The following is a 22,421-nucleotide window of genomic DNA, read 5'->3' as shown; positions in this document are numbered from 1 at the left end:
CATGACGCAGGACACGAACGGCTGCCCGGAGCAGCTGGGCAGCCAGTGGTACGACGACGAAGCCGGTCCACTCGTCCGGCCCTACGCGATGACGGGTGGACGGACCAGGCCGGGACCCCGTGGAGTCCGCTTCGATCTGATCGCCCTCGTGACGCTGGACGAGGGTGCTCCAGGACCCGGCGACAGCACGGCACTCGGCCCCGAACACCGTGCGCTGATCGAACTGTGCCGTGGCGAGACGCAGTCCGTGGCCGAGCTCGCCGCGGGCGCGGACCTGCCCGTCGGCGTGGTCCGGGTGCTCCTCGGCGACCTGCTGGAGATGGGGTGCGTCAGAGTCAGCAGACCCGTGCCGCCCGCACAGCTTCCCGACGAAAAGATCCTCCGAGAGGTGATCGATGGGCTCCGAGCACTCTGACGCCGTGGGCGCCGACACAACGGCCATGGCGCTGAAGATTCTGGTCGCGGGCGGCTTCGGGGTGGGAAAGACCACCCTGGTCGGCGCGGTGAGTGAGATCCGCCCGCTGCGCACCGAAGAACTGCTGAGCGAGGTGGGCCAGTCGGTGGACGACATCGAGGGCGTCGACCGGAAGACCACGACGACCGTGGCCATGGACTTCGGCCGCATCACCATTCGGTCCGGCTTGGCGCTGTACTTGTTCGGCACTCCGGGGCAGGACCGGTTCTGGTTCCTGTGGGACGAGCTGTCACAAGGTGCCCTCGGTGCCGTGGTCCTCGCGGACACCCGGAGGCTCGAGGACTGCTTCCCCGCCGTGGACTACTTCGAGCACCGACAGATTCCGTTCGTCGTGGCGGTCAACTGCTTCGCGAACGCACGTGCGTACGGCGCGCAAGAAGTGTCACGAGCCTTGGACCTCGACCGCGGAACGCCCGTGGTGCTGTGCGACGCCCGCGATCGCGATTCGGGGAAGGAGGTGCTGGTACGGCTGGTCGAGTACGCCGGGCGGTTCCACACGGCCCGGCTGCTCGACTCCGTCGGATGAGCCATCAGCTGACGAGCGGTGGGTGGGGCGCATGAGCCCCATCGCGGCGACATCCGTGGCGTGGATTCGTCAGTCGGAGACTCCGGCATACGCGAGTACTTTGCCGATCGGCACGCGGACCAGGAGCTCTCCAGCGACGCCGTTGCGCTTGCCGAACTCCTCGGCGCGGTCCTCGCCCATGTAGCGTGCGGCGATCCGGCCGGCCCAGTGCTGGAGCTGGTCGACGTCCTCGCTCAGCTCCGCGCGCCCTTGCAGCACGACGAACGCGAACGGCGGCTGATCGTCGTCGACGCACAGGGCCACCCGCCCGTCCCGTGCGAGGTTGCGTCCCTTGACGGTTTCCTTGCCGGTGTTGAAGACCAGGTCGTCCCCATCGAGAAGGAACCAGATCGGCGCGATGTGCGGGCTGCCGTCCGCCCGGACGGTCGAGAGCTTGCCGGTGCGGGTGCCGTGTGAGACGAACGCCCGCCATTGGTCATCGGTCATCTTCTGTGCCATGTCCTCATCATGCTTGCCGGGGCGCCGGTCGTGGGGAAGGCTGGCAGGTCAGATCCTCCAGCCAGGCGGATCAGATCCTCCAGCCAGGGGGACCGGACACGGGGAGACGGGAACATGGGGCAGAGCACGGGGCTCGGCTGGCTGCTGGACGACCTGACCCAGCGGATGGAACACGTACGACACGCGCTGGTGCTGTCCAACGACGGCCTGGTGACGGGCGCGAGCTCGGACTTGAAGCGAGAGGACGCGGAGCATCTGGCTGCGGTCTCATCGGGGCTGCACAGTCTCGCCAAGGGATCAGGGCGCCACTTCCACGCCGGTAACGTCCGGCAGACGATGATCGAGTTCGACGACGCGGTTCTCTTTGTCACCGCGGCGGGCGACGGCAGTTGCCTGTGCGTCCTGAGCTCGGCGGAGGCGGATATCGGCCAGGTCGCCTATGAGATGACGCTGCTCGTGAACCGTGTCGGAGAGCACCTCGGCGTGGACGCCCGGCAGCCGGAGCGCACTCCGGTCGTGGACCTCTGACCTGCACTGACGCTGTCACGTCAAGAGTTATCCACAGGCTCAACGCGGATCGTGGTGATCGGTCTACGGTTTTTCCCGAGAGCAATCACATCTCACGGGGGAGAGCCACCATGACCGGTGACACCATCACGCAAGACGTCGGGGCGACGACCGCCCGGCCGACCGTCACGCCGGGCTGGGCAGCCAGAGAACTGGGCCTGAAGCGCGGGGAGTTCGACCTGGCGGTGATGCTCGGGCGCATCCGGACGGTCGGGGAGACACCGGGTGGCCGACGCCGCGTCACCCGGGAAGAGATCGACCGCGTGCGCGGGAGTGACGGCAGTGTCGAGGCGTTGCGCGAAGGCGTCAGAGCTGTGGGCACCGCGGAGGGCGCGGAGCTCATGCACATCAGCTCGGCTCGCTTCACCCGACTCGCCCGCGCCGGATTCCTGACGCCCGTGAAGTTCTACCTGAATCGGTACAGGGCCGTCGTCTGGCAATATCTCGCCGAGGAGCTGAAGCACTTCGCTGAATCCGAACTTCACGGCGCACTCCTCAAGGGACGCATGCCCGAGACGATGCGAGGGCAGCTCCAAGAAGGCCAGGACCTGCGAGCACGCAACTGGCGGGGGCGGCACGCCGGATTTCTGCTGCGCCAGTCGGAGGACGCATGGGAGCGCGCCGCGACCATGGCTTCGCTGCTCGACCCGGTCCAGATCGCGGAGATCGTCAGGGACCCCTACGAACGTGCCTATCTCAACCGGCTCAGGCCCGTGCCCCGCAGCAGCCAGGGCGGATCGGACTCACCCGGAGCGCACATCGTGGAGAAGATCATGACGGCGGACGACCCCGACGAGATCCGATGGCTGCGCTCCAGCCTCCTGATCGGTCTCGTTCAGGCCCGCGCAGAACGCCCTGCGCCGCGACCGGCACCACGAACTGCCCCCGAACCGGTCACTCCCGCGATGGAATGGAGGTCCCCGAGCGACGCCGCGGCGACAGACACAGGAGCGGCCCCGTCCCCAGCAACCGCCGCGGCCGTGGCCATGGCTTCTGCCTCTGATTCTGTGCATGAGCCGCGCGGCCTGATGAAGTGGTTGCGTCGCCGGAGGCCGTAGGCGGTACGGGCCGTCCGATCCGCGACGATGCCATCACATCGTCGCGTCCAGGTCCTTGGCGTACTCCTCGATGGCGGGACGGTAACCCGCGATCTCTGGGTCCTTGGTCGTGGTGACGAGCAGCGTCAGAAGGATTTCCATGGCGTCGTGTGTCCGGCCGATGTTGTACAGGGCCATGGCCAGGAACGTCTTGAGTCCGCCGTCGTCGGGGAACTCTGCTGCCCCGCCCCTGAGGGTGGCCACGGCTTCTTCATGGCGCCCCAGGATTCGGTAGGTGCTGCCCAGGCCCAGAAGTGCTCCGCGACGGTCGTCGTCCGACAGTCCCGACCCGGCGAGGGCGCGCTCGTAATACGGCACGGCTTCGGCTTCCAGGCCGAGCGTGTCGTGGACCCACGCGGCCTGGTACGACACCTCCGCATCCAGAGGAAGTTCTGCAGAGAGGGCGACGAGTCGCTCCCTGGCCTCTTCGCGCCGACCCGTCTCGCGAAGCCGCACGGCCTCCGCCAGCAGCCGATCCCTGTCCACAGCCGAATGCCCGCTCAATTCCCCGTCCCCTTCGAAGCATGCGCAGCCGTGCCGATCGTGCTGTCAGCCCAGCTCACGCCCGCACCTGTACCCGCTCCTGGCCTCTTGCCCATGCGGGTGTGCGTGTCCGGAACATATCCCGAACGGAGACCCAGATGCCCGTCGAATACCACCGCGTGCCTGCCCTGCGGTCCTCAGCCCGCCAGTTCGTCCTCGAGCCACGTCCGGCCCCTGGTGCGAGCAGTGAGCCGTACGGACCCCAGCCGCACGGCGAGGCGCTCGGCTTCCGCCTGCACCGCGGCCCGCGCATCAGCGCCCACATCGTCGAGGAACCTGCACACGATCTCGCCCGTACTGTCCTGGGCCCAGCCACCGACGATGCGACCGTTCCACCAGAGGGACGGGCCGATGTTGCCGTTCCTGTCGAAGAGGCGCGGGCCGTGCTCCCCGAGAAACCAGCCGCGGTACTGCCAGCCCATCGGGGTGGAGTCGAGCGCCGGCAACAGAGCCGCCCAAGGGGCAGGGGGAGACGTCTCCTCGGTGTCGTCGCGGAGCAGCACCCCAGGGACTCCGTCCAAGTCGACCTCAACGGGGCGCAGTTCGGTCAGCGCCCGCTTCGTCTGGGTCTTGGTCCACCCGGCCCACCAGCGCAGATCATCCGCGGTGGCCGGACCGAACGCGCGAAGCCACCGTCGGGCAAGCTCCGTCTCGGCCGCCTGGGTGTCCCAGTCGGCGAGCCCATCGGGAAACCAGTCGGTGAGTGGCGCCCAGCGGTACTGGTGGGACGTCCACGTGCCACGAGGCCTTGCACGCACCACGCGTCCCTCGGCGGCGAGCAGCAGAAGGAGCCGACTGGCCAGCTTCTGCCGACCCTCGTAGCTCTTGCCGCGCGCCATGACCAGTTCGGTCGCCAACCGTGGGTCGTCGCTCGCAAGCTCGGCCGCCGTCGCTTCGCCGCGCCCCTTGAGAGCCCGCAGCGCCACATCCTCCGCCTGCGCGAGCCAAGCCTCCACCCCGGCGGCGTCATCCGCTGCACCGGACTCGGTGAGCATCTTCAGGACGAGGCGGCGCTCCCGAGCAGCGACGGCGCGCGAGCAGGCCGCCTGCAAAACCGGGGCCACATCCAGGGACGTCACGAAGACCGTGCGTCGCATCCCCATCAGACGGATCAGCGACCGATCCTCATACAGGGCACGCTCCACATCCGCCACGCTGCCGTCCCGCATGCGCGCCCAGGCGCCGACGTACACGGACGACGGGTCCGTGCCGTGCAGGGCCAGCACGGACCGCGCCACTTCGACCGGATCGTCCGACTTGGTGTCCGCCGTCAGCCGATGGCGCAGCGCCAGCCGCGCTCGCCGCTCCGCCGCATCAATCCGTCGCATCGCGCTCCCCGTCCAGTGCCTGCGCCGGTCACGCGCCGGCTGTCGGACCGTCCATGTGGTGCTCCCCGTACGGACGGAACAGCCCCTCCTGGACCACCGACACCAGGAGGCGTCCCTCGGTGTCGTAGATACGGCCCCGGGCGAGGCCGCGGCCCCCCGTGATGATCGGGGACTCCTGGTCGTAGAGGAACCACTCGTCGGCGCGGAAGGGGCGGTGGAACCACATGGCGTGGTCGAGCGATGCCATGTCGAAGCTGCGCGGGCCCCAGAGCGGTTCGACCGGGATGCGGACGGCGTCCAGGAGTGTCATGTCGCTCGCGTAGGTCAGCGCGCACGTGTGCACGAGCGGATCGTCGCCCAGCGGTCCTACGGCACGCATCCACACCGCGCTGCGCGGCTCGGCGTCCTTGATCTCCTCGGCGGTCCAGCGCAGCCGGTCGACATAGCGGATGTCGAACGGCTGGCGTCGGGCCATCCGTTCCAACTGCTCGGGGAGCGCGCCGAGGTGTTCCTTGATCTCCTCGGCGACCGTCGGCAGCGACTCCGGGGCGGGAGCTGCCAGGCGCGGCGGCAGCTGGTGTTCGAAGGCGCCCTGCTCGGGCTGATGGAAGGAGGCGGTGAGGTTGAAGATGGTGCGACCCTGCTGGACAGCGGTGACGCGGCGCGTGGTGAAGGAGCGCCCGTCCCTGACCCGCTCGACCTGGTACACGATCGGCACGCCCGGGCGCCCCGGGCGCAGGAAGTACGCGTGCAGCGAGTGCACCGGGCGGTCGCCCTCAGTGGTGCGGCCCGCAGCCACCAGGGCCTGGCCGGCGACCTGCCCGCCGAACACACGTTGCAAGGACTCGTTCGGGCTGCGGCCCCGGAAGATGTTGACCTCGATCTGCTCCAGGTCCAGCAGATCGACCAACTTGTCGGCGGGATTGTTCATGGCAGTTCCTCGACTCCTGTCCGGGGCACGCGGATCCTCGGGGCCCTCAGAGCTGACCGACGTCCGTGACCCGGATGACGGCGAGGCCCTCCTCGTCGGAAGCGGCGAGATCGACCTCCGCGCTGATGCCCCAGTCATGGTCGCCGTTCGGGTCGGCGAAGGTCTGCCGGACGCGCCACAGACCGTGCTCGGGATCCTCCTCGATGAGCAACAGCTTGGGGCCGCGGGCGTCGGGACCGGTGCCGAGATCTTCGTACTCGTCCCAGTACTTGTCCATGGCCTCACCCCAGGCATCCGCGTCCCAGCCGGACTCCGAGTCGAGCTCGCCCAGCTCCTCGACGTGGTCGAGGGCGGCCAGCTCGACCCTGCGGAACAGCGCGTTGCGCACCAGGACGCGGAAGGCGCGGGCGTTCGCCGTGACCGGCTTGACCTGGTCGGCCTTCTCCTGGGCTTCCTCGGCCGTCATGACCTCGGGGTTGGCCAGCTGCTCCCACTCGTCGAGGAGGCTGGAGTCGACCTGCCGGACCATCTCGCCGAGCCAGGCGATCAGGTCTTCCAGGTCCTCGGACTTCAGGTCGTCCGGGATGGTGTGCTCCAAGGCCTTGTACGCGCCGGCGAGGTAGCGCAGCACAATGCCCTCGGTACGGGCGAGCTCGTAGAAGGACGTGAACTCCGTGAAGGTCAGCGCCCGTTCGTACATGTCGCGGATGACCGACTTCGGGGACAGCGGATGGTCGCCGACCCACGGGTGGCTCGTGCGGTACGTGTTGTACGCGTGGAAGAGCAGCTCCTCCAGGGGCTTGGGGTACGTGATGTCCTGGAGCCGCTCCATGCGGTCCTCGTACTCGACGCCGTCCGCCTTCATCAGCGCCACGGCCTCTCCCCGTGCCTTGTTCTGCTGGGCCGCGAGGATCTGACGCGGGTCGTCGAGGGTGGACTCGACGACGGACACCATGTCCAGGGCGTACGAGGGGGACTCGGGGTCGAGGACCTCGAAGGAGGCGAGGGCGAACGTCGACAGCGGCTGGTTGAGCGCGAAGTCCTGCTGCAGGTCGACGGTCAGGCGCACGATTCGGCCCGTGGAGTCCGGCTCGTCGAGCTTCTCCACGACGCCGCCGTCCAGCAGGGAGCGGTAGATCGCGATGGCCCGACGGATGTGCCGGAGCTGCTGCTTGCGCGGCTCGTGGTTGTCCTCGAGGAGGTGACGCATCGCTTCGAAGGCGTTGCCGGGCCGGGCGATCACGGACAGAAGCATGGTGTGCGTGACCCGGAAGCGGGAGGTCAGCGGCTCCGGCTCGGAGGCGATGAGCTTCTCGAAGGTACTCTCGGACCACGCGATGAAGCCCTCGGGTGCCTTCTTGCGGACCACCTTGCGCCGCTTCTTGGCGTCGTCGCCGGCTTTCGCCAGCGCCTTCTCGTTCTCGATGACGTGCTCGGGTGCCTGCGCGACCACGAAGCCCGCCGTGTCGAAGCCCGCTCGCCCGGCACGCCCGGCGATCTGATGGAACTCCCGCGCGCGCAGTGTGCGGACACGGGTGCCGTCGTACTTGGTGAGGGCGGTGAACAGCACGGTGCGGATCGGGACGTTGACGCCGACGCCCAGGGTGTCCGTGCCGCAGATGACCTTGAGGAGCCCGGCCTGCGCGAGCTTCTCCACGAGACGGCGGTATTTGGGCAGCATGCCCGCGTGGTGCACGCCGATTCCGTGGCGCACGTAGCGGGACAGGTTGCGGCCGAACTTGGTGGTGAAGCGGAAGTTGCCGATCAGATCGGCGATCTTGTCCTTCTCCTCACGCGTGCACATGTTGATGCTCATCAGCGACTGCGCACGTTCGACCGCCTGGGCCTGGGTGAAGTGCACGATGTAGACCGGCGCCTGCTTGGTCTCCAGGAGCTCGGTGAGCGTCTCGGTGATGGGCGTGAGCCGGTACTCGTACGAGAGCGGCACCGGGCGTGTCGCGGACCGCACGACCGAGGTGGGGCGGCCGGTGCGGCGCGTCAGGTCCTTCTCGAACATGGAGACGTCGCCGAGCGTCGCCGACATGAGGATGAACTGCGCCTGCGGAAGCTCGAGCAGCGGGATCTGCCAGGCCCAGCCGCGGTCCGGTTCGGCGTAGAAGTGGAACTCGTCCATCACGACCTGGCCGATGTCTGCGTCCTTGCCGTCCCGCAAGGCGATCGAGGCCAGCACCTCGGCCGTGCAGCAGATGACGGGGGCGTCGGAGTTGACGGACGCGTCGCCCGTCAGCATGCCGACGTTCTCGGTGCCGAAGAGCTTGCACAGGTCGAAGAACTTCTCCGACACCAGAGCCTTGATGGGCGCCGTGTAGAAGGTGACCTTGTCCTGGGCGAGCGCCGTGAAGTGGGCTCCCGCCGCGACCAGACTCTTGCCGGAGCCGGTGGGCGTGGACAAGATCACGTTCGCCCCGGAGACCACCTCGATCAGCGCCTCCTCCTGGGCCGGGTAGAGAGTGATGCCCTGGTCCTCGGCCCACGACGAGAAGGCTTCGAAGAGGGCATCGGGGTCGGCGTCGGGCGGCAGCTGATCGATAAGGGTCACACCCCCATCTTGCCTTCCTTCCCACTCGATCAGGGAACCGGAGGTCCCTACGAAGATCACGAACGCTACGCTGTGTCGCCGACGGGGCGTCAGACCAATCGAAATGGGGCGGGCAAGAACAATGATGGGACCGGCACACTCACTGTCGGGAGCGGCGGCCTGGCTCGGGGTCGGCGCTGCCGCAGCGGCCGCGGGGCACACGATGCCCTGGCCGGTCCTCCTCGTAGGGGCTCTGATCTGCGCAGGAGCGGCGCTCGCGCCCGACCTCGACCACAAGTCGGCGACGATCTCCAGAGCTTTCGGGCCCCTTTCCCGGGGCTTGTGCGAAATCGTCGACAAACTCTCGTACGCCGTCTACAAGGCGACCCGCAAACAGGGGGACCCACGCCGCTCAGGCGGGCACCGTACGCTCACGCACACCTGGCTGTGGGCGGTGCTGATCGGAGCGGGCACCTCAGCCCTGGCGATCTTCGGCGGGCGCTGGGCGGTGCTCGGGATCCTCTTCGTCCACATGGTGCTGGCCATCGAGGGCCTGCTGTGGCGGGCCGCCCGCGGGTCGAGCAGCGATGTCCTCGTGTGGCTGCTCGCCGCGACGAGCGCCTGGATCCTCGCCGGGGTCCTGGACAAGCCGGGCAACGGTGCGGACTGGCTGTTCACCGAGCCCGGCCAGGAGTACCTGTGGCTGGGGCTGCCGATCGTGCTCGGTGCCCTGGTGCACGACATCGGAGACGCGCTGACTGTCTCCGGGTGCCCGATCCTGTGGCCCATCCCCATCGGCCGCAAGCGCTGGTACCCGATCGGGCCGCCGAAGGCGCTGCGGTTCCGGGCCGGGAGCTGGATCGAGCTCAAGGTGCTGATGCCGGTGTTCATGCTGCTCGGAGGAGTGGGCGGCGCGGCCGCGCTCAACTTCATCTGACGGGGCTCCCTCGCTATGGGGAGCACCTCCGTCCGCAGGGCGGCCGCGCTGCCCCTGGCTCACGACGGGCCCGGCTGTTCACCGTGCCAGGAGTGCCACAGCGCGGCGTAGACGCCATCGGCTTCGACGAGCTCCTCATGGGGACCCAGCTCGGTCACCAGGCCGTCCTGCATGACCGCCACGCGGTCCGCGTCGTGGGCCGTCTGCAGACGGTGGGCGATGGCGATGACGGTGCGTCCTTGGAGGACCGCGGCCAGAGCCCGCTCCGTGTGCCGTGCTGTCGTCGGGTCCAGAAGCGCGGTGGCTTCGTCGAGGAGCAGCGTGTGCGGGTCGGCGAGCACGACGCGGGCCAGCGCCAATTGCTGGGCCTGCGCCCCGTGCAACCGGTGGCCTCCGGGGCCGAGCTCCGTGTCGAGACCGTCCGGCAGGCTCTGCGACCAGTCGGCGCCGACTGCGGTGAGGGCTGCTCCGAGCTCGGCGTCCGTGGCGGTCTCCGCCGCTATCAGGAGGTTGTCCCGGACGGTGCCCAGGAACACGTGGTGCTCCTGGGTGACGAGGACGACCTGCCGGCGCAGCCGGTCCGGGGGCAGATCGGCGATGGGTACGCCGCCGACGGTCACCGTTCCGTCGACGGGAGTGTCGATCCCTGCCAGCAGACGACTGAGCGTGCTCTTGCCCGCCCCCGAGGGCCCGACGATCGCGAGGCGCTCGCCAGGCTGCACGGAAAGGGTGACTCCGCGCAGGACATCGGACCCGCGGTCGTAGGCGAAGCGCACTCCCTGAACCTCGATGCGGTCGTTCTCGGGAGCACCGTCGAGGGAGGGGACTGGGGCGGTCTCGTTCTCGGCGGTGGGCCCGGAGGGATCGGACGGTCCCTTGGGGGCGACGGCGAGGCCCTCGACGCGGGCGAAGGAGGCGCCGCTGCTCTGCAGCTGTTCGACCTGCTGAAGGATCGTGTCCAAGGGCTGGGAGAGCTGCTGCAGGTACAGGGCTGCGGCGACCACGGTGCCGAGGCTCAGGGAGCCCTGTTCGTGCAGCACTCCGCCGAGGAGCAGCACGGCGACGACGGGGACGGCGTACGAAACGTCGATGGAGGGGAACAGGACGCTGCGCAGGAACAGCGTCCGGTCGTGGGCGGTGACGCACCGTTCGATCTCCGCCTCGCTGTCCGCGACACGGCGCTCGCGCAGGCGAAGGGCCTCGACGGTCCGTGCTCCGGAGGCGGTCGCCGCGAGCACCTCTGCCAGTGCGGAGTGTGCCGTGCCCTGCTCGAGGTACGCGGATCGTGCACGACGCAGGTACCACCGGGTGGCGAACCAGATACCGCTGAGGCCGAGTACGCCGCACACACCGAGCAGAGGGTCGAGAAGGAAGACCGCGCAGAGGATGAACAGTGCCTGCACGGCCGCGACGAACACATCGGGTCCGGTGTCGCGCAGCATCTGTCCGGCGGTCGCCACGTCGGTGGTGCCGCGGGCCGTCAGATCTCCCGCACCGGCCCGTTCCACGACGGAGGCGGGGAGCGCCAGCGCCCGGTCGACGAACTGTTCACGAATGCGGGCGAGGGTCCGCTCGCCGAAGCGGTGGGCGAGGTAGCGGGCGTGGCGAGCCAGGACGAGCTGGGCGAGTGCGCCGGCCAGGATGCCCAGGGCGAGGCGGTCGACGGCGTCGACGCCTCCGCCGTCCTTGACGGTGTTGATGATGCGTCCGAGGAGCCAGGGACCTGCGAGGCCTGCTGCCGCCGCGAGCGCATTGAAAGCGATCATCGTGATGAAGGCGCCGGTGTCCTGCCGGATGAGGTGGACGGCGGCGCGGCGGACCTGGCGGCGGTCGGCGACGGGCAGCTGTCCGGATGCGGGTGTTTCGGCAGCGGGGCCTCGGTGGGTCGACGTCATCGGAGGGCCTCATGACTCGGCTCGGCAGCAGGGTCAGGGAGTGTGGGGCGTTGTGCTGTGCGCTGCTCCTCCGCCTGGTCGTCCTCGGTGGTGCCGCGCGACACCAGGCGCCGGTAGTCAGGGTCGGCCGCGAGGAGGTCGGCGTGGCTGCCGATCGCGGTCACCCGGCCGTCGACCAGGTGGTACACGGTGTCGGCCTGGTCGAGTACGAGGGGAGACGTGCTGGTGACGAGGGTGGTGCGGCCCTTGCGGGCGGCGCGGAGCTGGGCCGCCATGTTCGCCTCGGTGTGGGAGTCGACCGCCGATGTGGGGTCGACGGCCAAGAGCACTTCGGGGTCGGCGAGGATGGCCCGAGCCAGGCGGACACGCTGACGCTGGCCACCGGACAGGTTGCGGCCGTGGGAGTCGAGCGGGGCATCGAGCCCGTCCGGCAGGCCGAGGACGACGTCACGGGCCACGGCCGCGTCGACCGCATGGGCAATGGCCTCCTCGTCCGGAGCGCATCGACCGGAGATGGCCGCGCGCAACGTACCGGCGAAGAGGTCGGCTTCGTTGTCCGCCACCAGGATCCGGCTGCGGACCTCGTCCAGGGCGACGGCGTCGAGGCGCACGGCTCCCCAGGTGGCAGGGGAAGGAGCGAACCGGCCCAGACGGTCGACGACGTCCGCGGCGTCGGAGGCACGAGTGCTGACGAGCGCGGTGAGGAGTCCGGGTACGACCTCCACACCGGACAGCGGGTCACGGAGCACGGACGGTTCTTTCGGACCCTGCACCGGCTCCGTACGAGGGGCGGACTCCCATTCACCCGGAGCCAGGTTCAAGAAGTCCACGACCCGCCGCGCGGCGACCAGGCCTCGGCCGATGTCGTAGGCGCCTTCGATCAGGAACGTCACCGGCAGGACGAGAACGGCGACGTAGCCGTAGACGGCCACCAACTCGCCGACCGTGATGGTGCCCTGGGCGGCCATGCGTGCGGCGAGCCAGGTCACGGCGGCCAGGAACAGGGTGGGCAGCCCGAGCCCGAAGGCCTGGACCCAGCTCATGCTCGACCCGACCCGGTAGCCCTCGTCCCGCAGCCGACGCGACCCTTCGCGGTAACGGGCCGCGAACACCCCCTTGCCGCCCAACCCGTTGAGGACACGCAGACCGCCGGCGAGGTCGCTGAGTATCGCGGCGAGTGTGCCCTGACGTTCCCGGTAGGCCGTCTCGGCGCCCTGCAGACGGCCGAGGAAAGGACCGATCAGCACGGCGAGCAGGGGCACGCCGATCAGGACGACCACGGCCAGCAGCGCGGAGACGGACAGCAGCAGCGCCGCCACCACGAAGTAGGCGATCACCGCACCCACACCGGGCCCCGTCACAGTGAGGGTCTGGCTGATCACTCTCACATCGGAGTGACCGATCGTGACGACCTCACCGGCCGAGAGCCGGCGAGGCAGCGCCGCGCCGAGTCGGGTCGCGTGGTCGACGACGACACGCACGGTACGGAAGTAGGCGTTGAGCCGGATCCGGGTCATGGTGCGGTGCCTCATGATCGCCAGCCAGGCGTTGAGGAGCCCGATGCCGAACAGGGCCGCACACCAGCCCATCAGGGCGGTTCGGTTGCCCGGCCGGAGTCCGTCGTCGATGGCCCGCGACAGGATGTATGGGGGCAGAGTGAGGCAGACCATCCATACGCTGCCCAACAGGGCACCGAGAGCGATGCGTTGCGGCTGGCTGACGATCACCCACCAGAGGTAACGGGCAGGCCCGCGCCGGTCGGGGGCGCCGGTATTCGTGGAGGGTGCAGTCATTCTCGTACCCTAACTACCCCCGTACGAGCGACATCAGGACACCGGGTGTCGCTCGCCGTCCACACGCTCGGCAGGCGTCCCTTCCTACCCGTGCCAGGACCGCCACAGCGCCGCGTAGGCACCGTCCGCCGCCACCAGTTCGTCGTGGCTGCCCAGTTCCGCGATCCGGCCGCTCTCGACCACCGCGATGACGTCCGCGTCGTGCGCGGTGTGCAGCCGGTGGGCGATCGCCACGACCGTGCGGCCGTCCAGCACGCGGGCGAGGGAGCGTTCCAGGTGCCGCGCCGCTCGGGGGTCGAGGAGCGATGTCGCCTCGTCCAGAACCAGCGTGTGCGGGTCGGCGAGGACAAGGCGCGCCAGGGCGATCTGCTGGGCCTGCGCGGGCGTCAGCGCGAACCCGCCCGAGCCGACCTCGGTGTCGAGCCCCTCGTCGAGGCCGCGCGCCCAGTCGGCCGCGTCGACCGCGCCGAGCGCCGCCCACAGCTCGGCGTCCCGGGCCCCGGTCCTGGCCAGGAGCAGGTTGTCGCGCAGCGAGCCCACGAAGACGTGGTGTTCCTGGTTGACCAGGGCCACATGTGCGCGGACCTGCTCGGCGGGCATCGCCGACAGTGCGGCGCCGCCCAGGGTGACATGACCGGTGCGCGGACCGTAGATCCCGGCGAGGAGCCTGCCCAAGGTGGACTTGCCCGCGCCCGAAGGGCCGACGAGGGCGACACGCGAACCGGGTTCGACGGCGAGAGACACCTCGCGGAGCACGTCGACGCCCGCGCGGTAGCCGAAGTGCACGTCGTCGGCGCGGACATGGCGCCCGTCCGGAGCCACGGAGGAGTCGCCGGCGTCCGGCTCGATGTCACGCACACCGACGAGCCGGGCCAGCGACACCTGGGCGACCTGAAGCTCGTCGTACCAGCGCAGAATGATGCCCAGCGGGTCGACGAGCATCTGGGCGATCAGGACGCCCGTGGTCAGCTGCCCCACTCCGATCCAGCCCTGGAGGACGAAGACCCCGCCGATCATCAGTGTCGAGCACAGCACGGCCGTGTGCGTGAAGTTGATGACCGGGAAGAGCACCGACCGCAGATAGAGGGTGTACCGCTCCCACGCGGTCCACTCCTTGATGCGGCGTTCCGACAGCTCGATGCGGCGACGGCCGAGGCGGTGGGCCTCCACCGTCCGGCCCGCGTCGACGGTCTCGGTGAGGGCGGCGGCCACGGCGGCGTATCCGGCGGCCTCCGAACGGTAGGCGGCGGGGGCCCGCTTGAAGTACCAGCGGCAGCCCACGACGAGGAGCGGCACGGCGACGAGTACGGCGGGCGCCAGCGGCGGCGCCGTCACGACGAGCCCGCCGAGCAGCAGAGCCACCCACACCACGCCGATGGCGAGCTGCGGCACAGCCTCGCGCATGGCGTTGGCGAGACGGTCGATGTCCGTGGTGATGCGCGAGAGCAGGTCGCCGGTGCCGGCCCGCTCGAGGACACCCGGCGGCAGCCCGATGGACCGGACGAGGAAGTCCTCCCGCAGATCCGCCAGCATCCGCTCACCGAGCATCGCACCGCGCAGCCGCACCTCACGTACGAAGAGGGCCTGCACGAGGAGCGCCGTCGCGAACAGGGCGATGGTGAGTTCCAGGTGGAGGTCACGCGCGCCGTCCGAGACCTTCTCGACCAGGTCGCCGAGCAGATAGGGGCCGACCATCGAGGCGACGACGGCAAGCGTGTTCACCAGGATGAGCAGGAGGAAGGACCGGCGGTGGCGCTGGAACAGTTCGCGTACGTACGTGCGCACGGTCGCGGCCGAACCGACGGGGAGGGTCTCCGCCGTCGTGGGGGCCGCCGGATCGTATGCCGGGGGCGCCAGGCCGATCATGCCGTCTCCTCGATGTCGAAATCGGTCAGGGTGTGCGTGTCTGCCCGGGCGTCCGCGGCGATGCGTTCCGCGTCGGTCTCGCGCGTCACGACCGCGCGGTACCGCGGCTCGGTGTGCACCAGTTCGCGGTGCGCGCCCACCGCCGTGACCTCGCCGTCGGCCAGGAAGACGACGCGTTCGGCGCGGTCGAGGAGCAGCGGCGACGACGTGAGCACCACGGTGGTGCGTCCTGCGCGCAGGTGCCGGATACCGTCGGCGACCCGGGCCTCGGTGTGCGAGTCGACGGCAGAGGTCGGCTCGTCGAGTACCAGTGCCTCGGGGTCGGTGACCAGGGAGCGGGCCAGCGCGAGGCGTTGGCGTTGGCCTCCGGAGAGGGAGCGGCCGCGCTCCGTGAGGTGGGCGGCCATCGGGTCGTCGTCCAGCGATGCCTGCGCAAGGGCGTCCAGGACGTCGGAGCACTGCGCCGCGTCCAGCGCCTCCTCGGGGCTGACTGCTCCCGAGGCCGGGACGTCGAGGAGATCACGGAGCGTTCCGGAGAGGAGGATGGGGTCCTTGTCCTGGACGAGGACGGCGGTTCGTGCGGCAGCCAGCGGCAGGTCGTCCAGGGGGACGTCGCCGAGGCGTACGGACGGCAGGCCCGCGGCCTCGTCGAAGGCGGGATGTCCCCCCAGCCGTTCGGCGAGGCGTCCTGCCTCGTCCGGATCGCCGCAGACCACGGCGGTGAGGCGTCCGGCCGGGGCGAGGAGCCCCGTTGCCGGGTCGTACAGGTCTCCGGTGGGCGTGAGCGAGCCGTCCGACGAGGGCTGCGCCTCCGTGGACCCGGTCGTACCGAAGCGATCACGCTCGGCGCCCGCGTTCCCATGTTCTGCGCCCACAGGTGCCGCACCCGAAGGCTCCGCGTCCCGCGATCCCGCAGGCTCGGCCGTCCGCTGCAGGGAGAGCACGCGGGCCGCCCGCTTCGCGGAGGGGCGAGAGAAGGAGTACGCCATGGCGATCTCTTCGAAGTGCCGCAGCGGATAGTTGAGGATCATGATGGCGCTGTAGACGGTGACGAGCTCACCCACCGTGATCCGCCCCTCGCGGGCGAGGTGCACCCCCTGCCAGACGACGGCGATCAGCAGCAGCCCCGGCATCAGGACCTGAATGGCCGAGATCACTGCCCACATCCGGGCGCTGCGCACGGCGGCCGTGCGGACCTCCTGGGACGCGCTGCGGTAGCGGTCGAGGAAGAGTTCCTCGCCGCCGATGCCGCGCAGCACGCGCAGCCCGGCGACGGTGTCCGACGCCAGTTCGGTGGCCCGCCCCGCCTTCTCGCGCTGGAAGTCCGCCCGGCGCGTGGCGCGGGGCAGCAGCGGCAGGACGGCGAGAGCGAGCACCGGGATGCCCACGGCGACGATGACGCCGAGGGCGGGCTGGTACACGACGAGGCCGACACAGACGAGGACGACGGTGAGCGCGGCAGCCGCGAACCGCGACAGTGCCTCCACGAACCATCCAATCTTCTCGACGTCGCCCGTGGAGACGGCCACGACCTCGCCTGCGGCGACGCGCCGGGTGAGCGCGGAGCCGAGCGCGGCGGTCTTGCGGGCGAGGAGCTGCTGCACGCGCGCCGCGGCCGTGATCCAGTTGGTGACCGCGGTGCGGTGCAGCATCGTGTCGCCCACCGCGATGGCGATGCCGAGGAGGCCGATCAGCGCGCCCGAGAGCGCGAGCCGCCCGCCGGAACGGTCGAGCACGGCCTCGACGGCGACGCCGACCATGTAGGGCAGGCCCGCGATGGCGCCGAAGTGGAGCAGGCCCCAGGCGAGGGACTTGAGTTGCCCGCCGAGCTGGTTGCGGCCCAGCCACAGCAGGAAGCGTGGCCCCGACCGGGCATCGGGGACACCGGGGTCGGGAAACGGAAGGTCGCGAATCTGCATGACGTCCCAGGAATCGGTGCGGCGGCCGTTGCTCCGGCGAGGTGACGGTGGGAGCGGACGGCGGTTACAAACCGTGAAAGGTTCGCCTCGCGCGGTGGTCCGAGGCAAACGGTTTTCCGCCCTGAGGTAAAGAATCGGCCCGGTCCCGGCGTGTGCCGCGGGGCTTGGCGAGGGTTCCGCGGGCCGGGTGCGACCATGGACGGATGCGAATAGCAGGTGCGGTGCGAGTGGTGGTCGCGGCAGCGGCCTGCGGTGTCCTTCTGACGTCCTGCGCGGGCGGGGGCGACGACGGCTCGGAGAAGGACGACGCGGGTGCCGACCACGGCAAGCGTGCCCAGGCCGGGGCCGTCGACCTTCGGCGCATCCCCGACGTGGGCGACCGGCTGCAGTCCAAGATCCCCGAGCAGGCCCGTCAGGTCGTCGCGGTCTACGGCGACGGCGAGGACTCGGCGAAGTCCACCGTCGTGCTCTACACGAAGTCGGGGGACAAGGACACCACCTGGGACAAGGCCCGCAGCTGGCCCGCGCACAACGGCAAGAAGGGCTGGACGACCGACCACCGCGAGAACGACAAGCGCAGCCCGGTCGGCGTGTTCACGCTCACCGACGCCGGGGGCGTCCTCGCGGACCCGGGCGCCAAGTTCCCGTACACGAAGTCGGCGTCCATGCAGGCCCCGCACTACTGGCCCAAGACGCACTGGCACGACTTCGACTACGTCATCGCCATCGACTACAACCGTGCCAAGGGCACCCCGCCGAACGACCCGACGCGCCCGCAGGGCCAGTCCAAGGGCGGCAGCATCTGGCTGCACATGGACCACGGCAGCGGTACGTCGGGCTGTGTGAGCCTGTCGAAGCCGGGCATGGAGTACCTCCTGCGCACGCTCGACCCGAAGCAGCATCCGGTCGTGGTCATGGGTGACAAGGCGAACCTGGAGGCGTGAGGGCCGCCGGGCAGTACCACTGCGGTTGCTGGTGTGGCGGTTGCCGGCATTGCGGTGATCGGCGACTGCCCATAGAAATCCCCCATGAGAAGACGCGTCATGTCCATGCTCGCCGGGGCGATCCTCGGGGCGAGCACCCTCCTCGGTGCCGGACCGGCAACGGCCGACACGCCCCCGGCGGAGTTCGGTGACGACTGGCACGACCCGGTCACTGCCGCGCCGCCCGTATCGAAACCGCACACCAAGTCCTGCGAAGTGACGGTCGCCGAAGCGCAGTTCAAGGACTTCACGCCGTACAAAGGCGACTACACGCCTCCGACGAAGTGCGGCAAGGGGCGTTGGGGCAAGGTGGTCCTGCGCCTCGACGGGAAGGTCAAGGGGCGGCAGTACGACCGTCTCGGATACCTCCGCATCGGCGGGGTCGAAGTTCTGCGCACATCGACCCCGGAGCCGTCGGTCGACGGCATCACCTGGTCCGTGGAGAAGGACGTCACCCGCTACCGCGAGACGCTGAGCCGCGGCCGGCAGGTCGAGATGCTCATCGGGAACGTCGTCAACGACACGTACACCGGCATCATCGACGTCAAGGCGACGCTGACGTTCTACGCGCCGCAGAAGTCCACGAACACGCCGGACCGGGTCATCCCCCTCGGGGACACCAAGGGCAGCACCACCCTCACGACCCCGCGCAACAGCGAACGCATCGTCGCCGAGGTGTACGCCACCGGCTCCGGCGGCGGCTGCGAGGAGTACTGGTATCTGACCGTGCCGGACGCCGCGCCCTACTCCTGCAAGGCCGACCACGGCCCCTACCGGGAGGTGCAGGTCAAGGTGGACGGACAACTGGCAGGCATCGCCGCGCCGTTCCCGCCCGTCTGGACCGGCGGCTGGTCCAACCCCTTCCTCTGGTACGTCGTCCCGGGGCCCCGTGTCTTCGACATCAAGCCCATCGAGTACGACCTGACCCCCTTCGCGAGCGTCCTCAACGACGGCCGCCCGCACCAGGTGGAGGTCTCCGTCGTCGGCGTCCCCGAGGCGCAGGCCGGCTGGAGCACGCCGGTCAACGTGCTGGTCTGGCAGGACGAGAAGAGCGACCGCGTCACGGGCAGGCTGACCGGCCACAAGGAGGGCACGCCCGCCAACACGTCGAAGTACACGCCCGGGACGGGGGAGGAGGCGCACCGGCTGGACACGGAGGGCGGCCACCGGCTCAGCGTGTCGGGGTACGTGAACACCTCGCACGGCCGTGTCGCGACGACCGTGACCCGAAGCCTTCGGAACACGTCCGTCCATCGCTGGACCGAGGGCGAGTCGATGGACGCGCTCAAGGCCGGGTGGACGGACCGGGAGACGGTCACGACGGGCCACCGGTCGGTGCGCACCGACCGGACGTACACCATGGACGGCACGACGACGCTCGGCGCCGGTGACCGGCTGCGCACCAAGATCTCGCTCGGCGACCGCGCCGAGAGCGTCACGAAGAGCGGAGACCGGCGCACCGGCTGGTCCGTGCTGGACGACCGTTACGACGGCGACGCGACGTACACGGCGAACGTCCCGCGCGATCAGCGGCACGCCGTGGGCACCTCGCGCGAGCGCTACCGGCTGATCGGCGACACCGGCTGCTACGACCGGACGATCGCCACCGTGCAGGGAATCCTGACGCAGGACCGCCGCAACTGCTGACCTGGAAGGGCTCGGTGGTGACGCGAGTGCGACGACCACCGAGCCCTTCCCAAGTCCCTTATGCCTTGGTGCCTTACGTCATGGCCCCTACGCCTTGGGCTTCTCCGAGTCCATTCCCGGCCGCTCCTTCTTCCACAGACCGCGGGTGAAGTCGGGTATGGCCTGCGGCGCGCCCTTCGCCTTGATCGACAGATGGCTCAGCGGCACGGGGGCCGTCCAGGTGGCGGCGTCGTACACATCGAAGTCGGGCACCAGGCCGAGCTGCATGGTCTGCATCAGACGGAAGATCATGATGTAGTCCATGCCGCCGTGCCCGCCGGGCGGGTTGGCGTGCTCCTTCCACAACCAGTGGTCGAAGTCGGCGTACTTGGCGAAGTCGCCCCACTCGTCGTTCGTGTGGTCCGGCTCGATGTAGATGCGCTCCGGATAGTCCTCGAAGACGCCCCGCGTGCCGCCCAGGCTGTTGATGCGGCTGTACGGGTGGGGCGTGCTGACGTCGTGTTCGAGGCGGATCACCCGGCCCTTCGCCGTCTGGACCAGGCTGATGGTGCGGTCGCTCTCGATGTACGTCTCCTTCCAGCTCGGGTCGCCCGCGGGCATGTGCTCCTTGCGGTACTCGGCGAGGCCGAGGGAGGGCGTGCCGAAGCTGGATATGTGCGTGGCGCGGTCACCGCGGTTGACGTCCATGTAGTTGGCGACCGGGCCGAAGCCGTGGTTGGGGTAGAGGTCGCCGCGCAGCCGGGTGTGCCACAGGCGCCGCCACGGACCCTCGTAGTAATCGGGGTCGAACATCAGGCCGCGCAGGTCGTGGTTGTACGCTCCGGCGCCGTGCAGCAGGTCGCCGAACTTGCCCGCGTGCGCCATCCGCAGGACACGCATCTCGTTCTTGCCGTAGCAGCAGTTCTCCAGCTGCATGCAGTGCCTGCGGGTGCGCTCGGAGAGGTCGACCAGCTCCCACAGCTCGTCGAGGCGCAGGGCGATGGGACACTCCACGCCCACGTGCTTGCCGTTGAGCATCGCCGTCTTCGCCATGGCGAAGTGGAAGTCCCAGGGCGTCGCCACGTAGACGAAGTCGATGTCGCCGCGCTTGCACAGGTTCTCGTAGTCGTTTTCGCCCTTGGTGTACGTCGCCGGGGCGGGCTGGCCCGCGGCCGTCACCTTCTTCGCGGCGGCCGCGGTCTTGTCCTTGACCGGGTCGCAGAGCGCGACGACGCGGACGCCGGGGATCGCGAGGAACAGGTCGATCATGCTGCCGCCGCGGTTGCCGAGTCCGATGATCCCGACCCGGACCGTCGAGCGGCGCTGGAACGGCACGCCGATCATGGTGCCGCCCTTGCGGGCGGGTGCCTTCGCCGTGTCGACCGTGGCGTCGGCCCCGGTGGCCGCGGAGCCGGAGGCGTCGGCGTGCGCCGTGCCGCTCGCGAAGGCGCCGACTCCGAGCCCCGCGCCGGCGAGTCCCGCCGTGCGGAGCACCGTGCGACGCGAATGACCGTCACCCGCCCTGCTCTCGGTGCCGTCGTCCGGGGTGGTGCCTTCAGGGTTCGGTGTGACGTTCTCGTCGTGCATCGGACCTCCGTAGCTGAATGGCGGCTGGGCTCTACCACTGGGGCGAGAGCCACCCTGGTCGGGGGTGGGACCGGGGCGCAAGAGACAGGAGGTGCCGAGGAGTTGGATTTATCGAGGGGTGCGGTCGTTCAGGGAGCAGCGGTGGTGGCGTGCACATCTGTGATGGCCGCGTCGGGAAACCGCGCACCCTTCAGTACCTGGTTCTGTCCGGTGTCGCGGAGGAGGTAGCGGCGGAAGAAGGCGCCGAGGTATGTGGCGGCGACATGGCGCTGCTGCGGCTCGGTCAGTTGCCTGACCGGCGCTCCACCCTCACGGTCTGTGCACTGCCCGGGATGTCCTTTCACCGGCGTGGCGTCGTCGAAGGCCGCGACCTGACCGCTCTGGGGCGACCACTGCGTGTTGAAGTAGTTGTGGTTCGCGCCGCGGACCGAGAACTGGTGGAAGCCGCTCCGGTTCCCCTTGGCCGCGTCGGCCGCGAACGAGAGCGCCTCACCGCCGACCTGTCCGTCGCATGTTCCCCGGAAGACGGCGAAGGGGGGTCTTCGCGATCGCGTAGTTCGACATGTCCTCCGTCATCACGTTGTAGGCGGGCGCCAGCGCTGCCACCGCCTTGACGGTGACGTCCTTGGGCCACTTCCCGCGATGGTTGTCAGCCGCCTGCCAGGTGGCCCCGGCCCCCGCCCTGGAATGCCCCATGATCCCCACGTTGCCCATGTTCACGTGGTGGGCGAAGCCGACGCGTCGCGCCGCTCCGGTCGCCGGGTCGGTGAACTTCCCGGTGAGCTCACCGTTGCCCTTGGAGCTGAGCTGCTGCCACATGCGCAGATGCCGGTTGATGAGATCCGCCCGTGCGGCGGCATTGTCATCCCCCATCACGCAGGAGGCGTTGATGCCGTTGGCACCGAGCGAGACCACGACGAACCCCCGAGCGGCCAGCTTGCGGCCCAGATAGTCATATCCGCGCTCGCTCGGCAGGGCGGGCGTGCCCGGTGCACACGGCCAGGCGGCCAGCTTGGCGTTGGCGGCTTCGTACGCGGCATCGTCCCCACTGGCTTCGGCGGCGGTGCGCGCCGCGGCGGCCTTCCGATCGGCGCAGGTGTCGTGCAAGCCGTGCAGCATCACGATCAGGGGATGCCGCCCCGTGCCCAGGTCGGCGGGGTAGTGCACCACCCCGGTCAGCTCGCCCGGTTCACCCGTCTGTGGCAGGTGCCAGGCCTCGTTGCCCAGGTCGTAGCGGACTGTCCTGGTGGCCTTGGACGAAGGCGCCGCACTCTGTCCCGTCGCCTCGTTCGGTGCCGCGGCACCGGTCGC

18 protein-coding genes are annotated in these 22,421 nt (G+C 69.7%); 7 read left to right on the top strand and 11 right to left on the bottom strand.

The genetic code is table 11. The features are described 5' to 3' along the window. Position 1: 1 nt before the first annotated feature. Together AOK03_RS25840 and AOK03_RS25835 are read left to right on the top strand one after the other, a co-directional pair. Positions 2-415, top strand: a complete 414-nt coding sequence (locus tag AOK03_RS25840) for a DUF742 domain-containing protein (protein WP_055567743.1) — start codon at positions 2-4, stop codon at positions 413-415. Then, the gene (locus AOK03_RS25835; RefSeq protein WP_055567742.1) at positions 396-1,001 is read left to right on the top strand and encodes a GTP-binding protein; all 606 of its coding nucleotides are present in this window, start codon (positions 396-398) and stop codon (positions 999-1,001) included. Before AOK03_RS25840 ends, AOK03_RS25835 begins: the two co-directional genes overlap by 20 nt. 69 nt (positions 1,002-1,070) lie before the next feature. Here AOK03_RS25835 and AOK03_RS25830 read toward each other — a convergent pair whose 3' ends face one another. After that, positions 1,071-1,499 carry a PPOX class F420-dependent oxidoreductase gene (locus AOK03_RS25830; protein WP_055567741.1) on the bottom strand — a complete coding sequence of 143 codons (429 nt, stop codon included), beginning with the start codon at positions 1,497-1,499 and terminating at the stop codon, positions 1,071-1,073. Between the two features lie 114 nt (positions 1,500-1,613). Between AOK03_RS25830 and AOK03_RS25825 the strand changes: the two genes are divergently transcribed. Further along, a complete protein-coding gene (locus AOK03_RS25825; protein ID WP_055567740.1) occupies positions 1,614-2,027 on the top strand; it encodes a roadblock/LC7 domain-containing protein in 414 nt (137 codons plus the stop codon). Positions 2,028-2,137: 110 nt separating this feature from the next. Next, positions 2,138-3,124: a DUF6397 family protein gene (locus AOK03_RS25820; RefSeq protein ID WP_055567739.1), complete on the top strand. Its 987-nt coding sequence runs from the start codon at positions 2,138-2,140 to the stop codon at positions 3,122-3,124. Between the two features lie 33 nt (positions 3,125-3,157). On the opposite strand, the gene AOK03_RS25815 is transcribed toward AOK03_RS25820, so the two are convergent. The 4 genes from AOK03_RS25815 to AOK03_RS25800 all read right to left on the bottom strand — a co-directional run bounded on the left by AOK03_RS25815 (position 3,158) and on the right by AOK03_RS25800 (position 8,585). Then, positions 3,158-3,667 carry a tetratricopeptide repeat protein gene (locus AOK03_RS25815; protein WP_055567738.1) on the bottom strand — a complete coding sequence of 170 codons (510 nt, stop codon included), beginning with the start codon at positions 3,665-3,667 and terminating at the stop codon, positions 3,158-3,160. A 176-nt stretch (positions 3,668-3,843) separates the two neighbouring features. After that, positions 3,844-5,034: a winged helix DNA-binding domain-containing protein gene (locus AOK03_RS25810; RefSeq protein WP_055567737.1), complete on the bottom strand. Its 1,191-nt coding sequence runs from the start codon at positions 5,032-5,034 to the stop codon at positions 3,844-3,846. Positions 5,035-5,062: 28 nt separating this feature from the next. After that, positions 5,063-5,965 (bottom strand): acyl-CoA thioesterase, encoded by a 903-nt coding sequence (locus tag AOK03_RS25805; protein ID WP_055567736.1) that lies wholly within the window; start codon positions 5,963-5,965, stop codon positions 5,063-5,065. A gap of 46 nt (positions 5,966-6,011) precedes the next feature. Continuing rightward, positions 6,012-8,585 carry a DEAD/DEAH box helicase gene (locus AOK03_RS25800; protein ID WP_208609595.1) on the bottom strand — a complete coding sequence of 858 codons (2,574 nt, stop codon included), beginning with the start codon at positions 8,583-8,585 and terminating at the stop codon, positions 6,012-6,014. A gap of 61 nt (positions 8,586-8,646) precedes the next feature. On the opposite strand from AOK03_RS25800, the gene AOK03_RS25795 reads away from it, so the two are divergent. Then, positions 8,647-9,441: a metal-dependent hydrolase gene (locus tag AOK03_RS25795; protein WP_055567735.1), complete on the top strand. Its 795-nt coding sequence runs from the start codon at positions 8,647-8,649 to the stop codon at positions 9,439-9,441. Between the two features lie 59 nt (positions 9,442-9,500). Here the strand turns inward: AOK03_RS25795 and AOK03_RS25790 are convergent, their stop codons facing one another. The 4 genes from AOK03_RS25790 to AOK03_RS25775 all read right to left on the bottom strand — a co-directional run bounded on the left by AOK03_RS25790 (position 9,501) and on the right by AOK03_RS25775 (position 16,914). Then, positions 9,501-11,336 carry an ABC transporter ATP-binding protein gene (locus AOK03_RS25790; RefSeq protein ID WP_055567734.1) on the bottom strand — a complete coding sequence of 612 codons (1,836 nt, stop codon included), beginning with the start codon at positions 11,334-11,336 and terminating at the stop codon, positions 9,501-9,503. Then, entirely contained in the window at positions 11,333-13,129 is a 1,797-nt protein-coding gene (locus AOK03_RS25785) for an ABC transporter ATP-binding protein (protein ID WP_079074962.1), read from the bottom strand. The genes AOK03_RS25790 and AOK03_RS25785 overlap by 4 nt, the downstream gene beginning before the upstream one ends. Before the next feature lie 84 nt (positions 13,130-13,213). Beyond that, positions 13,214-14,995 carry an ABC transporter ATP-binding protein gene (locus tag AOK03_RS25780; protein WP_055567733.1) on the bottom strand — a complete coding sequence of 594 codons (1,782 nt, stop codon included), beginning with the start codon at positions 14,993-14,995 and terminating at the stop codon, positions 13,214-13,216. Then, positions 14,992-16,914: an ABC transporter transmembrane domain-containing protein gene (locus tag AOK03_RS25775; RefSeq protein WP_055567732.1), complete on the bottom strand. Its 1,923-nt coding sequence runs from the start codon at positions 16,912-16,914 to the stop codon at positions 14,992-14,994. Before AOK03_RS25775 ends, AOK03_RS25780 begins: the two co-directional genes overlap by 4 nt. A gap of 203 nt (positions 16,915-17,117) precedes the next feature. Here AOK03_RS25775 and AOK03_RS25770 point away from each other — a divergent pair, with 203 nt between their 5' ends. Beyond that, positions 17,118-17,858 (top strand): L,D-transpeptidase family protein, encoded by a 741-nt coding sequence (locus AOK03_RS25770; RefSeq protein WP_055567731.1) that lies wholly within the window; start codon positions 17,118-17,120, stop codon positions 17,856-17,858. An 84-nt stretch (positions 17,859-17,942) separates the two neighbouring features. Beyond that, positions 17,943-19,544, top strand: coding sequence for a peptide-N4-asparagine amidase (locus AOK03_RS25765; protein ID WP_208609594.1), 1,602 nt, complete (start codon positions 17,943-17,945; stop codon positions 19,542-19,544). Between the two features lie 87 nt (positions 19,545-19,631). On the opposite strand, the gene AOK03_RS25760 is transcribed toward AOK03_RS25765, so the two are convergent. After that, a complete protein-coding gene (locus AOK03_RS25760; protein WP_055567729.1) occupies positions 19,632-21,110 on the bottom strand; it encodes a Gfo/Idh/MocA family protein in 1,479 nt (492 codons plus the stop codon). A gap of 489 nt (positions 21,111-21,599) precedes the next feature. Continuing rightward, positions 21,600-22,421 (bottom strand): alpha/beta hydrolase (locus AOK03_RS25755; protein WP_482256237.1); only part of this gene is annotated, 822 nt, incomplete at its 5' end.

Origin of the sequence: Streptomyces atriruber, from assembly GCF_001418325.1 — a bacterium.
Taxonomy (GTDB): Bacteria; Actinomycetota; Actinomycetes; order Streptomycetales; family Streptomycetaceae; genus Streptomyces; species Streptomyces atriruber.
The sequence above is the reverse complement of the archived record's forward strand: the minus strand, read 5'-3'. Positions and strand labels throughout refer to the sequence as shown.

What these genes read in the sequence shown, in the direction of transcription:
- AOK03_RS25840 (WP_055567743.1), top strand. Translation starts at nt 2, where the DNA reads ATGACGCAGGACACGAACGGCTGCCCGGAGCAGCTGGGCAGCCAGTGG.
- AOK03_RS25835 (WP_055567742.1), top strand. Translation starts at nt 396, where the DNA reads ATGGGCTCCGAGCACTCTGACGCCGTGGGCGCCGACACAACGGCCATG.
- AOK03_RS25830 (WP_055567741.1), bottom strand. Translation starts at nt 1,499, where the DNA reads ATGGCACAGAAGATGACCGATGACCAATGGCGGGCGTTCGTCTCACAC.
- AOK03_RS25825 (WP_055567740.1), top strand. Translation starts at nt 1,614, where the DNA reads ATGGGGCAGAGCACGGGGCTCGGCTGGCTGCTGGACGACCTGACCCAG.
- AOK03_RS25820 (WP_055567739.1), top strand. Translation starts at nt 2,138, where the DNA reads ATGACCGGTGACACCATCACGCAAGACGTCGGGGCGACGACCGCCCGG.
- AOK03_RS25810 (WP_055567737.1), bottom strand. Translation starts at nt 5,034, where the DNA reads ATGCGACGGATTGATGCGGCGGAGCGGCGAGCGCGGCTGGCGCTGCGC.
- AOK03_RS25805 (WP_055567736.1), bottom strand. Translation starts at nt 5,965, where the DNA reads ATGAACAATCCCGCCGACAAGTTGGTCGATCTGCTGGACCTGGAGCAG.
- AOK03_RS25795 (WP_055567735.1), top strand. Translation starts at nt 8,647, where the DNA reads ATGATGGGACCGGCACACTCACTGTCGGGAGCGGCGGCCTGGCTCGGG.
- AOK03_RS25790 (WP_055567734.1), bottom strand. Translation starts at nt 11,336, where the DNA reads ATGACGTCGACCCACCGAGGCCCCGCTGCCGAAACACCCGCATCCGGA.
- AOK03_RS25785 (WP_079074962.1), bottom strand. Translation starts at nt 13,129, where the DNA reads ATGACTGCACCCTCCACGAATACCGGCGCCCCCGACCGGCGCGGGCCT.
- AOK03_RS25780 (WP_055567733.1), bottom strand. Translation starts at nt 14,995, where the DNA reads ATGATCGGCCTGGCGCCCCCGGCATACGATCCGGCGGCCCCCACGACG.
- AOK03_RS25775 (WP_055567732.1), bottom strand. Translation starts at nt 16,914, where the DNA reads ATGCAGATTCGCGACCTTCCGTTTCCCGACCCCGGTGTCCCCGATGCC.
- AOK03_RS25770 (WP_055567731.1), top strand. Translation starts at nt 17,118, where the DNA reads ATGCGAATAGCAGGTGCGGTGCGAGTGGTGGTCGCGGCAGCGGCCTGC.
- AOK03_RS25765 (WP_208609594.1), top strand. Translation starts at nt 17,943, where the DNA reads ATGAGAAGACGCGTCATGTCCATGCTCGCCGGGGCGATCCTCGGGGCG.
- AOK03_RS25760 (WP_055567729.1), bottom strand. Translation starts at nt 21,110, where the DNA reads ATGCACGACGAGAACGTCACACCGAACCCTGAAGGCACCACCCCGGAC.